This is a genomic window from Stakelama flava (assembly GCF_019351405.1).
Classification (GTDB): domain Bacteria; phylum Pseudomonadota; class Alphaproteobacteria; order Sphingomonadales; family Sphingomonadaceae; genus Sphingomonas; species Sphingomonas flava_A.
Map to the genome: position 1 here is coordinate 21,673 of NZ_JAHWZX010000016.1, position 11,340 is coordinate 33,012.

At 61.4% G+C, this 11,340-nt stretch carries 12 protein-coding genes; 2 read left to right on the forward strand and 10 right to left on the reverse strand.

Annotation, left to right across the window (positions count from 1 at the left end; translation table 11 throughout):
• Nucleotides 1–19 precede the first annotated feature (19 nt).
• Complete coding sequence (locus KY084_RS14110; protein ID WP_219239125.1) at nucleotides 20–469, forward strand: RrF2 family transcriptional regulator; 450 nt, start codon at nucleotides 20–22, stop codon at nucleotides 467–469.
• A gap of 71 nt (nucleotides 470–540) precedes the next feature.
• Here the strand turns inward: KY084_RS14110 and rpoZ are convergent, their stop codons facing one another.
• Nucleotides 541–885, reverse strand: coding sequence for a DNA-directed RNA polymerase subunit omega (gene rpoZ, locus KY084_RS14115; RefSeq protein ID WP_219239126.1), 345 nt, complete (start codon nucleotides 883–885; stop codon nucleotides 541–543).
• A 128-nt stretch (nucleotides 886–1,013) separates the two neighbouring features.
• Between rpoZ and KY084_RS14120 the strand changes: the two genes are divergently transcribed.
• A complete protein-coding gene (locus KY084_RS14120) occupies nucleotides 1,014–2,171 on the forward strand; it encodes a phospholipase D-like domain-containing protein (protein WP_219239127.1) in 1,158 nt (385 codons plus the stop codon).
• Nucleotides 2,172–2,246: 75 nt separating this feature from the next.
• Here KY084_RS14120 and fghA read toward each other — a convergent pair whose 3' ends face one another.
• Genes fghA through KY084_RS14165 form a run of 9 tightly spaced genes read right to left on the reverse strand, consistent with a single transcriptional unit; the run spans nucleotide 2,247 to nucleotide 11,334 of the window.
• A complete protein-coding gene (gene fghA / locus KY084_RS14125; RefSeq protein ID WP_219239168.1) occupies nucleotides 2,247–3,083 on the reverse strand; it encodes an S-formylglutathione hydrolase in 837 nt (278 codons plus the stop codon).
• 8 nt (nucleotides 3,084–3,091) lie between these two features.
• Nucleotides 3,092–3,478 (reverse strand): VOC family protein, encoded by a 387-nt coding sequence (locus KY084_RS14130; RefSeq protein WP_219239128.1) that lies wholly within the window; start codon nucleotides 3,476–3,478, stop codon nucleotides 3,092–3,094.
• A 10-nt stretch (nucleotides 3,479–3,488) separates the two neighbouring features.
• Nucleotides 3,489–4,601, reverse strand: coding sequence for an S-(hydroxymethyl)glutathione dehydrogenase/class III alcohol dehydrogenase (locus KY084_RS14135; RefSeq protein WP_219239129.1), 1,113 nt, complete (start codon nucleotides 4,599–4,601; stop codon nucleotides 3,489–3,491).
• Between the two features lie 48 nt (nucleotides 4,602–4,649).
• Entirely contained in the window at nucleotides 4,650–4,961 is a 312-nt protein-coding gene (locus KY084_RS14140; RefSeq protein WP_219239130.1) for a cytochrome o ubiquinol oxidase subunit IV, read from the reverse strand.
• Complete coding sequence (locus KY084_RS14145; RefSeq protein WP_219239131.1) at nucleotides 4,961–5,584, reverse strand: cytochrome c oxidase subunit 3; 624 nt, start codon at nucleotides 5,582–5,584, stop codon at nucleotides 4,961–4,963. Before KY084_RS14145 ends, KY084_RS14140 begins: the two co-directional genes overlap by 1 nt.
• Nucleotides 5,581–7,668, reverse strand: a complete 2,088-nt coding sequence (locus KY084_RS14150; protein WP_219239132.1) for a cbb3-type cytochrome c oxidase subunit I — start codon at nucleotides 7,666–7,668, stop codon at nucleotides 5,581–5,583. The genes KY084_RS14145 and KY084_RS14150 overlap by 4 nt, the downstream gene beginning before the upstream one ends.
• Nucleotides 7,665–8,528: a COX aromatic rich motif-containing protein gene (locus KY084_RS14155; RefSeq protein ID WP_219239133.1), complete on the reverse strand. Its 864-nt coding sequence runs from the start codon at nucleotides 8,526–8,528 to the stop codon at nucleotides 7,665–7,667. The genes KY084_RS14150 and KY084_RS14155 overlap by 4 nt, the downstream gene beginning before the upstream one ends.
• An 8-nt stretch (nucleotides 8,529–8,536) precedes the next feature.
• On the reverse strand, nucleotides 8,537–10,330 hold the full coding sequence (locus tag KY084_RS14160) for a glycoside hydrolase family 15 protein (RefSeq protein WP_219239134.1): 1,794 nt from the start codon (nucleotides 10,328–10,330) through the stop codon (nucleotides 8,537–8,539).
• The gene (locus KY084_RS14165) at nucleotides 10,327–11,334 is read right to left on the reverse strand and encodes an SDR family oxidoreductase (protein WP_219239135.1); all 1,008 of its coding nucleotides are present in this window, start codon (nucleotides 11,332–11,334) and stop codon (nucleotides 10,327–10,329) included. The genes KY084_RS14160 and KY084_RS14165 overlap by 4 nt, the downstream gene beginning before the upstream one ends.
• Nucleotides 11,335–11,340: the final 6 nt, after the last annotated feature.

Here is an 11,340-nt window from a genome sequence, read left to right on the forward strand (position 1 = left end):
CCTATGATAAGGGGGTTGCATGAAACTGGATTCCCGCCTTTCGCGAATGCTGCACATTCTCGTCCATATGGCCCGCGCCGACGGACCGATCACGTCGCAGGCGGCGGCGGAAATGCTTGGCAGCAACGCCGTGGTAGTGCGGCGAACGATGGCCGGCCTTCGCGATGCCGGCTTGGTACAGTCGGTAAAGGGGCATGGTGGTGGCTGGACGATTACCGCCGAACCCGATCAGGTCACCATGCTGCAGGTTTATCGTGCGGTGGGGGAGCCGCGCATATTCTCGATCGGGCTAGCCGATCCCAATTCCGCCTGCCTGGTCGAACAGGCAGTGAATGCTTCCATGCGTTCGGCGCTCAAAGAGGCGGAGGAAGCACTGGTTACCCGGCTCGGTGAAGTAACCCTTGCCGATATTGCGCGTGATTTCGAACGGCGCTTTGCTCTGCTTGGCGAACAGGCGCGCACCGCCTGAACCGTTCGTCGGCGGCAAGAAAAACCCCGGACGATGCCGGGGTTTTTGCAAATTCAACTGAACCGACCGAATCAGCCTTCGTAGTCGCTGCCGACATTGGTGTTGCGCGGCGGGGCGGCGGCGGTGAGGCGAAGCGCTTCGGCCGACGCGGAGAGCGATCCCACTTCGTCGGGGGCTTCCTCATCATCGATCTGAACGCGCTGAAGCGACTGGATCGCGCCCTCTTCCAGATCGCGGGGCTTTATCGTCTGTTCGGCGATCTCGCGAAGTGCGACGACCGGATTTTTGTCGCGGTCACGATCGATGGTGAGGTCGGCACCGCCCGAAATCTGACGGGCGCGCTGCGCCGCGAACAATACCAGATCGAACCGGTTGGAGACCTTGTCTACGCAATCCTCGACGGTAACGCGCGCCATGAAACGCTTCCTTCAAACTTGACGGTGTACGGAAAGGCAAGAAGCTACTCATCCAGCTTCCGATTGTCAAGAAAAGTCGGTCGCGGGCGGTTGCCTGCCCCGCCGCACCGGTGCAAGGAGGCGCCATCATGCAGGCTCCCCCCGATCAACCGACATTCACCGTTGACGGCAACCACCTTACCCTGCTCGACACCGGCCCCCGCCGGCTCGACGCGCTGATCGCGCTGATCGACGGCGCGCAAACCAGCCTCCGCTTCCTGTATTACATCTATGTCGACGATAGTGTCGGGACGAAGGTGCGCGACGCGCTGATCGCCGCGGTGGCGCGCGGGGTACAAGTATCGCTGATCGTCGATGCATTGGGCAGCGATAAGGCCGACGACCATCACTTCTTCGATCCGCTCCAGCGTGCGGGCGCGACCGTCAGTCGGTTCGTGCCCCGGCTCGGCCGCCGCTATTTGCTGCGCAATCACCAGAAAATGGCAATCGCCGACGAAGCACGCGCGATCGTCGGCGGCTTCAACATTCAGGACAGCTATTTCGGGACGCTCGACCAGCATGCGTGGCGCGATCTGGGGCTGCTGGTCGATGGCCCGGCAGCGGCACGGCTGGCCGGGTATTTCGACGCGCTCGAACGCTGGACACGGCGGTCGAAAGCGTCGCTTCGCGCGCTGTCGCGAACCCTGAACGACTGGAGCGAGGAAAGCGGCAATGCGCGCTGGCTGCTGGGCGGGCCGACGCACCGCCTGTCGCCCTGGGCGCGAACGATCAAGCGCGAGATGGACCGCGCGCTGCGGATTGATCTGATCGCGGGCTATTTTGCACCGGGGCCGGCAATGCTCCGCCGCCTCGACAGGGCGGGCAAACGCGGCCAGGTACGCCTGATCCTGCCGTCAAAGACCGATCACGGCGCGGCAATCTGGGCCTCGCGCTTCACCTATGCCGGGCTGCTGCGCAAAAAGGTACGGATATACGAATATCAGCCAACCAAGTTGCACACGAAGCTGTTCGTCATCGGCGACGTCGTTCATATCGGGTCAGCCAATTTCGATGTCAGGTCGATGTTCCTCAACCTTGAACTGATGTTGCGGGTGGAGGATCGCGCATTCGCCGCGCATGCACGCGCCTATGTCGATACCGAAGTCGCCAATTCGGCTGAGATGACCCGCGATTACTATAAACAGTTTACGACACCCTGGCGGCGGGTGAAGCAGGCGGCGGCCTATTTCGTCATGGCGATCCTCGATTACACCGTGACCCGGCGGCTCAACTTCGGCGACGACTGATACCGGGGCGCAGTAATCCGGACCCGTGGCAGTATCGTCAGTGCGTTACGCTTTACCGGACCTTGAGATAAGGGGCTATTTCAGCCGCTCGGCGTGCCAGGCGACATGATCCGCCATGAAGGTGGAGATGAAGTAATAGCTGTGGTCGTATCCGGGCTGGCGACGCAGCGTCAGATCGATTCCGGCGCGCTCACATGCCTGTTCAAGCAGTTCGGGACGCAATTGCCCGTCGGCAAGGAAATTGTCGGCAAGCCCCTGATCAACCAGCAATTCGGGCACGCGTGCGCCGTCATCGATCAGCGCACAGGCATCGTAGCGCCGCCACGTTTCGCGATCCTCGCCCAGATAGCGCGGCAACGCCTTTTGCCCCCAGGGCACCTGCATCGGCGCGACGATCGGCGCAAAAGCCGATACCGACCGGAAACGCGCCGGATTGCGAAGTGCGATGGTCAACGCGCCGTGCCCGCCCATCGAATGGCCGGTGATTCCCTGCCGGGTCATGTCCGCCATGGGGAACTGGTCGGCGATCAGCGCAGGCAGATCCTCCTCGATATAGCTGCGCATCCGGTAATGACGCGACCATGGCGCTTCGCTCGCGTCGAGATAGAAGCCCGCCCCCTTGCCGAAGTCATAGCTGTCCTCGTCCGCGACCTCGTCCCCGCGCGGGGACGTGTCGGGCGCGATGAAGATCACGCCCTTTTCGGCGCATGCGGCGCGATATTCGCCCTTTTCGGTAACATTGGCATGGGTGCAGGTCAGCCCGGAAAGATACCACAGCACCGGGAGGGCCGCCCCCGGCGCATGCGGCGGGACGAAGACCGAAAAGGTCATGTCGGTGTTCGTGGCACCGGAAGCATGGCTGTACACGCCCTGCATTCCACCATGCGCAATGTTGGTCGACAGTGTCTCCATGGTCGCCGCTACGCCATCGGCTTCATGGCGCACAGCTTGTTGCCGTCGGGATCGCGCAGATAGGCGAGATAGACGCGCGCTCCCTCACCCTTGTCGCGAATGCCGGGCGACTCTTCAATCGACGTTCCGCCATTGGCCAGCCCTGCCCGGTGCCAAGCATCGCCCTGCTCCGGTCCGGTGACCGCAAAACCGATCGTCATGCCGTTGCCGGGGGTCGCCGTATCCTCGTCAAGCGGCTCGCCGACGATCAGAAGCGCGCCTTCGCGCTGCCAGAACCAGCGATTGCGAAGCGAGTCCTTCCAGCTTTTCGCGCCGCCCAAGGCATCAAAGAGCGCATCGTAAAAACGCTTGGAACGTTCGACGTCGTTGCTGCCCAGATGGATGTGGCTGAACATTATAGCCTCCTTAATACACCACGACGCTGCGAATGCTTTCGCCCGCATGCATCAGGTCGAACCCCTTGTTGATCTCTTCGAGTTTCAGGACATGGGTGATCATCGGATCGATCGCGATCTTGCCGTCCATATACCAGTCGACGATCTTGGGCACGTCGGTGCGTCCGCGCGCGCCGCCGAACGCCGTGCCCTTCCACACGCGGCCGGTGACGAGCTGGAACGGGCGGGTGGAAATTTCCTTCCCCGCTTCGGCAACGCCGATGACGATTGATTCGCCCCAGCCGCGATGCGCACATTCCAGCGCGGTCCGCATGACGTCGGTATTGCCGGTTGCATCGAAGGTATAGTCGGCGCCGCCATCGGTCATTTCAACGATCTTCGCGACGATCTCCTCGCGCGTCATGCCCTTGGTATTGAGGAAATGGGTCATGCCGAACTTGCGACCCCATTCCTCCCGGTCGGGGTTCAGGTCGACGCCGATGATCCGGTTCGCGCCGACCATCTTCGCCCCCTGAATGACGTTGAGGCCGATGCCCCCCAGCCCGAAGACGACGACATTGCTGCCCGGTTCAACCTTTGCGGTATGCACCACCGCACCCACCCCGGTGGTGACGCCGCACCCGATATAGCAGCTCGTCTGGAACGGCGCGTCCTCGCGGATTGTCGCCAGCGCGATTTCGGGAAGCACGGTGAAATTCGAAAAGGTCGAACAACCCATATAATGATGGATCGGCTCGCCCTTGTATGAAAAGCGGGTGGTGCCGTCAGGCATCAGCCCCTTTCCCTGGGTGGACCGGATCGCGGTGCACAAATTGGTCTTCTGGCTGAGGCACGATTTACACTGGCGGCATTCGGGCGTGTAGAGCGGAATGACATGGTCGCCCGGCTTCACGCTGGTTACGCCCGGTCCCACTTCGCGCACAATGCCTGCGCCTTCATGGCCGAGTACGCTGGGAAACAGCCCCTCGCTATCCAGACCGTCCAGCGTGTAGGCATCGGTGTGGCAGATGCCGGTCGCCATGATCTCCACCAGCACCTCGCCCGCTTTGGGTCCTTCCAGGTCGAGTTCGACTATCTCCAGCGGCTTTTTGGGTTCAAACGCTACGGCTGCGCGGGTTTTCATGACGTCTCCATATCGGCAATCTTTTGTCGGTGGGCAGCGCGCCCGTACCTACATCATGCGATGGTACAGATTAAACAGGATGATCAAGGTGCCGCCGACCATTAGCAATGTGATCAGCGTCGAAAACAATATGAGCTGAAGATCGTCCCGCGCCGATTTTTTCAGGTCGATGTGCAGGAAGAACCGGAAATGCACGTTCAGCTGAATCAGCCCCAGTGCGAACACGATGCCGATCGTGGTGCCGGCGGGCGCCAGATCGAAATGCACCGTGGCGAAGGCAGCGCAGGTTAGCGCCAGCGCGCTCGCGAAGCCGATCGCATAGCCGCGAAGTTCGCGCCGATATTTTGCCCGATCGTCCATTAGGCAAGCCCCTGCAGATAGACGACCGAGAAAATGCCGATCCAGATGATGTCGAGAAAATGCCAGAACAGGCTCAGGCGCATCACATTGATCTTCACCATCGGATCAAGCCCGAATTTGCGAATCTGCACCAGCATCACCATGCCCCAGACGCAGCCGATGGTGACGTGCAGCATATGCATCGGCACCAGCGCATAAAAGCCCGATAGATAGCCGCTGCGCGACGGCACCTCTCCCTTCGCCGCCATCGAGACGAAATCATGGATTTCCCAGCCGATAAAGGCGAAGCCGAGGAGCAGCGTGACGCCCAGCCAGAGTTCAAGCTGGTGCCGCTTATGTTCATATTTCATCGCCAGCGAGGCGAGGCCGAAGGTGAAGCTCGACGACAGCAGGATCAGCGTTTCAATGAACGCGCTTTTGATCTCATATACCTCGTGCGGCACCGGTCCGCCCGCCGTGCCGCGAAGCATCACGCCATAGGTGGCGAAAAGCAGCGCAAAGACGACCGCGTCGCTCATCAGGAACACCCAGAAGCCGAAAATCGCCTCTCCCGCCTTTTCGTGCGTCAGCGGATCGGCTTCCTGCAGGTTCAACCCGGCATGTTTCAGTTCGTCCGCGCTCATACCGCGCTCTCCGCCAGTCCTTCATTGGCGCTTCTGGTTTCCAGTTCCCGCGGAATGGCGCGCGCTTCGGCAACCGTGCGCAACCAGTGTTCGTGCGTCCTCGCAACCTCGCTCGCCGGAATGACCCTGTGGGTGTCGCGGGAGAAGCTGCTCACGATTACCGCCGCCAAGATGCCGAGAAACGACAGGATCGCCAGCCACCAGATGTGCCAGACCAGCGCAAAGCCCGCTGCCGCGCCGACGATGCACAGGACCGGGCCAAGAACCGAATTTTTCGGCATTTCGATATCTTCATATGCGTGCGGCGGCTGATACGCCCTGCCCTGCTCCTTGCGCAGCGCAAAGGGATCGCGGTCCTCGACACAAGGAATCACGGCGAAGTTATATTCGGGGGGCGGTGAAGAGATCGCCCATTCGAGCGACCGGCCGTCCCACGGATCGCCTGCGGGAACGCGGGTTTTCTCGCGTCGGCGGATGCTGATCACCAGCTGCACGAACAGCGCCCCCAGCGCGGCGAGAAGGATGAACGCGCCGATGCACGCGATAATCAGCCAGGGCAGATATTCGCCCTGAAATACGCCCGCCATCCGGCGCGGCATGCCCATCGCGCCAAGCACGTACAGCGGCATGAAGGCAAGGTAGAACCCCACCACCCAGCACGCGAAGCTGATCCGCCCCCATGTTTCGTCAAGGCGGAATCCGAACGCCTTGGGGAACCAGAACTGATACCCCGCCAGCATGCCGTACAACAGGCCAGGTATCAGCATGTTATGGAAATGCGCGACGAGGAACAGCGTGTTGTGCACCACGTAATCGAGCGGCGGCGTCGCCAGAATGATGCCCGTCATGCCGCCGATGACGAAGGTGACCAGGAAGGCAATCGCATACAGCATCGGCACGGTGAAGCGCACCCGCCCGCGATACATGGTGAGTATCCAGTCATATACCTTCACCCCGGTGGGGATTCCCACGCACATTGTAGCGATGCCGAAAAAACCGTTGATGTTTGCGTTCTGCCCCATGGTGAAGAAATGGTGCAGCCACACGGTGAAGCTCAGCACCGCGATGACCATCGTCGCATATACCAGCGTTCGATATGCGTAGAGCCGCTTGGCCGAAAAGGTCGAAATGACTTCGGAATACACACCGAAGGCCGGCAGGATCAGGATATAGACTTCAGGATGACCGAACAGCCAGAACAGATTGGCGTAGTTCATCATGTTCCCGCCAAGGTCGGTCGTGAAGAGGTGGAAGTCCAGATAGCGGTCGAGCGCCAGCATCAGCGTGGCGACGGTGAGCGGCGGCATCGCGAAAATCATCAGGATCGACGTGCACAGCGCCGTCCAGCAGAATAGCGGCATGCGAAACAGATGCATCCCCGGCGCACGCGATTTATAGATGGTGACCGCGAAGTTGAGCCCCGTCATCGTGCTGCCGATCGAACTGAGCGTCACCGCCCATATCCAGTAATCCGGCCCCACCCCCGAATTGAACGCCATTTCGGTATAGGGGGGATAGCCCGACCAGCCGCCGGTCGAAAACTTGCCGACCACCAGCGATATCATCAGCAGCACCGCGCCCGACACGGTCAGCCCAAGGCTGATCGAATTGAGCGTGGGGAACGCCACATCGCGCGCGACGATCTGCAACGGCATCACATAGTTGATGATACCGGTGAGGAAGGGCATCGCCATGAAGAAGATCATGATCGAGCCATGGGTCGAAAACAGTTCGCCGAAATGTTCGGGGGCAACGATTCCCGGCTGATTGACCGCCACCGCCTGCTGCATGCGCATCAGCACCGCCTCGATCACCGCGCGCGTCAGCATGATTCCCGACAAAATGACATACATGATGCCGATTTTCTTGTGGTCGACGCTGGTGAACCAGTCCTGCCAAAGATAGCGCCATTTGCGCAGCTTCGTGATGATCGCGAACACGGCGATCGCGCCGAGCACGACCAGCGATGCGGCGCCCGCGGCGATCATCTTGTCGAGCGAAGGGTCCTCCCATGCCCGGACAAAGGCGAAGGAATGCAGGTCGATCCTGCCGATCGCCCAAAACCATGCGGATTGCACGGTCATTGCCCGCCCTCCTTCCCGCGCCGTTCGGGCTGCATATATTTGGCGATGATGCGCGCGAACAGGCCCTCGGGGACGGCGGAAAATTCCATCGGCGCATCGGGCACGGATTTTTTGGCAAGCGTTCGATAGCGCGCTTCATTCAGCGGGCTGCCCGATGCCTTCACCCGCTTCACCCAGCCATCGAAAGCGGCGTCCGTGACGGCGAGCGTCCGAAAATTCTGCTTGTGAAAACCTTCGCCGTTATATTGCGTGTTTTCACCGAAATAGCTGCCGGGCCGGTCGGCCTTCAGGTTCAATTGGGTGCGCATTCCCGCCATCGCATAGATTTGTCCGCCCAACCGGGGAATGAAAAGCGACTGCATCACCGTGTCGCTGGTCAGGTCGATATGAACCGGGCGACCTGCCGGAATCACCAGCCGGTTGACCGTCGCGATATGCTGATCGGGATAGATGAACAGCCATTTCCAGTCGAGGCCGACCGCCTGAACCGTGATCGTCCCGTTTCCGTCCAGCCGCTTATAGGGGTCGAGCGTCTGCGTGCTATGCCATAGCTGGATGCCCAGCAGCACGACGATCAGCACCGGCACGCCCCATATCACGAATTCCAGTCTGGGGTTCCAGTCCCATTTGGGATCGTAGCGCGCCTTGTCATTGCCCCGGCGATACCGCCACAGCACCAGCGGCAGACCGATAAAAACCGGCAATACGACGACCATCAGCGCCGCGATCACCAGCCAGAACAGATGGCGCTGTTCGGCTGCCACCGGCCCCGCCGCCTGCAGGAAGCTGGGGCTGGCCGCGCATCCGGTCAGCAGGCCGGCGACCATCGCCATGGCGAACAGCCGGGCTTTCGATGCCATCCCCGCCGTCATGCCAGCCGCGGCGGTTTCCCGTCGGAGGAAAGGCTGAGCGCGGTATTGACCAGCGAAACATGGCTTAGCGCCTGCGGAATGTTGCCGAGTTGGCGGCCGTCCTCGGGCCAGCATTCCTCACTCAACAACCCCAGATCGTTGGCGGTGCCCAATACCGAATCGAACAATCGGCGCGCTTCGTCCTTGCGCCCCTGCAACGCATAGACATCCGCAAGCCACAGTCCCACGGCCAGGAACACGCCCTCCGCGCCGCCTACACCGTCGTCCGTACTGTCATCGGAGTAGCGATAGACGAAATCGCCCACCATCAACTCGCGCTCGATCGCATTAACCGTTTTTCGCATACGCTCGTCATTGGCGTCGATGAAGCCGACAATGGGCAGGCGCAGCACCGCGCCGTCCAGCGCATCATCGCCGAATGCCTGTGTAAACGCGCCGCGTTTTTCGTCGAAACCACGCGTCAGCACCTCTTCGCGCACCTCCTGCGCCAGATCGCGCCAGCGCCGGGCGGCATCGGGCATCGCGTCGGCCAGCATCTTCGCGGCGCGATCGAATGCAACCCAGCACATTACCTTGGAATAGACATGCTGTTTTGGCTCGCCGCGGCTTTCCCAGATGCCCGCATCGGGTTCGCGCCAAAGCGTTTCCAGCTTCTCCGCCATTCGCGCGACCAGTTCATCGGTATCCTGCGCCAGACCGTGACGGCGCGCGACGCAGATCGCGTCGATCACCTCGCCATAGATGTCGAGTTGTATCTGGTCCACCGCGCCGTTGCCGAACCGCACCGGTCTTGCATCGCCAAACCCCTGCAGCCAGTCCGCTTCCCATTCCAGCGAATGGCGGTTGCCGTCGATGGCATAGAAGGGCTGGACGTCGATCGGTTCGCCCGCCACCGCACGGCGCAGCCAGTCGATCCACTGCTTTGCCTCCTTTTTATGCCCGGTATGCAGGAAACCGAGCAGCGTGAAGGTGGCATCGCGCAACCAGCAATAGCGATAGTCCCAGTTGCGCTGCCCGCCGGGACGTTCGGGCAGCGATGCCGTGGCTGCGGCTACCATCCCCCCGGTATGTTCGTGCACCAGCGCCTTCAGCGTCAGCAGCGATCGCTTTACCGCTTTTTCCGCCACGCCGTCATATTCCGTCTTGGCCGACCAGTCGTGCCAGACTTTGCTCGCCTGCTTCAGCGCCTTCTCCGGATCGACAGGATCGGGCACATCGCCCTCGCTCCTGAACCAGGTCATGCATAATGGCCTGCGCTCGCCCTCGGCAACCGTGAAGCTGCCCGAAAAGGCGCGCCCGTCATGGTCGATACCGCACCCGAAGCGCAGCGCAACCGCGTTCGGCCCGGCGATCGCCAGCATCTCGCCATCCGAATGCTGCAGCACCATGGGATGCGTTCGTCCGTCGTCGAAGCGAAGCGCGAGGCGGGTCTGCATTTCCACCGCACCGCGCCGTCCTTCGACGATACGCACCACATCCGGCGCTTCGCCGCGCTGGATCGGCATGAAATCGAGTATCGCGACCTCGCCACCCTCCGTTTCCATAACGGTTTCGAGGATCATCGTACCATCGAGATAGCGCCGCGAGGTGTTGATCACTTCATCGACCGGATGAAGCCACCAGCCACCATTCTCACCCGTACCCAGCAGCGCGGCAAGACAGGCCTGGCTGTCGAAACGCGGCATACACAGCCAGTCGATCGTCGCGTCTTCATAGACCAGCGCGGCGGTTTGCCCGTCGGAGATCATCCCGTGCCCGCTGATCGCGTGCGGGCGCCAGTCTTCGCTCATGCGCGGTCCTTCCTCGCCAGCGCCCACAGGCCGCCCATGGCAGCAACCAGCATGCCGGCGGCGATCAGCCCCCGATTCTTGGTCACGACAAGCTGCGGGCTCCAGCTTTTGGCGGTCGAATCGAACCGCCCGTGCGCGCCATGATCGCCGGGCACCGGTTCATACAGGTTATTCTTCCGATCGGGTTGAACCCACTCCTGCCCCTGCTGTCCGGAAAAACCAGTGCGGCCCAGATACCAGTCGAGCAATGGCGAAAAGAATTTGTCGGCCCATATCGCCTGCCAGCTCGACACGCCGACCTGAACCTCCTTGCGGCGGTGATGCGCGGCGAAGTGAATCGCCTCGGCTGCCACTTCGGGCTGATAGGGGGGACTGGCCGGACGCGGCTTTTTGGGCAGGTTGGTTTTCATCCAGTCGAATTGCGGGGTGTTCACGCCGGGCAGCTGGACCATGGAAACATGCACCTTGCTGTTCGCATGAATCAGCTCGGCGCGCACCGAATCCTCAAATCCCTGAATGGCATGCTTTGCCCCGCAATAGGGCGATTGCAACGGTATGCCGCGATAGGCGAGCGCCGACCCGGTAAGCACCAGACTGCCTTTGTCACGCGCGATCATCCGGCGAAGCGCCGCACGCGCACCGTTGACCTGCCCCAGATAGGTCACCTGCGTGACCCGTTCATAATCCTCCGGTTCGATATCGATGAAGCGCGAGAGAATGCCGGCAAAGGCGACGTTGATCCAGATATCGATGGGACCGAATTTCTCCTCCATCTCGCACGCCGCCGCTTCGACCGCGTCATTATCCGCGACGTCGCAGGGAAGGATCAACGCCTCGCTTCCCATCTCCTCCACTTCGCGGGCGGTTGCGCGCAGCCCGTCCATGCCGCGCGCGATCAGGCCAATCTTCACACCGTCTCTTGCAAAACGGCGCACGACCGCGCGACCCACCCCCGCCGTCGCGCCGGTGACCACGACCACCGGGATATTTCTGCTGGTTGCCATATCTCG

Coding starts and splice junctions, on each gene's coding strand:
- fghA (WP_219239168.1), bottom strand. CDS start 3,083: ATGGAGACACTGTCGACCAACATTGCGCATGGTGGAATGCAGGGCGTG.
- KY084_RS14150 (WP_219239132.1), bottom strand. CDS start 7,668: ATGACCGTGCAATCCGCATGGTTTTGGGCGATCGGCAGGATCGACCTG.
- KY084_RS14145 (WP_219239131.1), bottom strand. CDS start 5,584: ATGAGCGCGGACGAACTGAAACATGCCGGGTTGAACCTGCAGGAAGCC.
- rpoZ (WP_219239126.1), bottom strand. CDS start 885: ATGGCGCGCGTTACCGTCGAGGATTGCGTAGACAAGGTCTCCAACCGG.
- KY084_RS14110 (WP_219239125.1), top strand. CDS start 20: ATGAAACTGGATTCCCGCCTTTCGCGAATGCTGCACATTCTCGTCCAT.
- KY084_RS14135 (WP_219239129.1), bottom strand. CDS start 4,601: ATGAAAACCCGCGCAGCCGTAGCGTTTGAACCCAAAAAGCCGCTGGAG.
- KY084_RS14130 (WP_219239128.1), bottom strand. CDS start 3,478: ATGTTCAGCCACATCCATCTGGGCAGCAACGACGTCGAACGTTCCAAG.
- KY084_RS14140 (WP_219239130.1), bottom strand. CDS start 4,961: ATGGACGATCGGGCAAAATATCGGCGCGAACTTCGCGGCTATGCGATC.
- KY084_RS14155 (WP_219239133.1), bottom strand. CDS start 8,528: ATGGCATCGAAAGCCCGGCTGTTCGCCATGGCGATGGTCGCCGGCCTG.
- KY084_RS14120 (WP_219239127.1), top strand. CDS start 1,014: ATGCAGGCTCCCCCCGATCAACCGACATTCACCGTTGACGGCAACCAC.
- KY084_RS14165 (WP_219239135.1), bottom strand. CDS start 11,334: ATGGCAACCAGCAGAAATATCCCGGTGGTCGTGGTCACCGGCGCGACG.
- KY084_RS14160 (WP_219239134.1), bottom strand. CDS start 10,330: ATGAGCGAAGACTGGCGCCCGCACGCGATCAGCGGGCACGGGATGATC.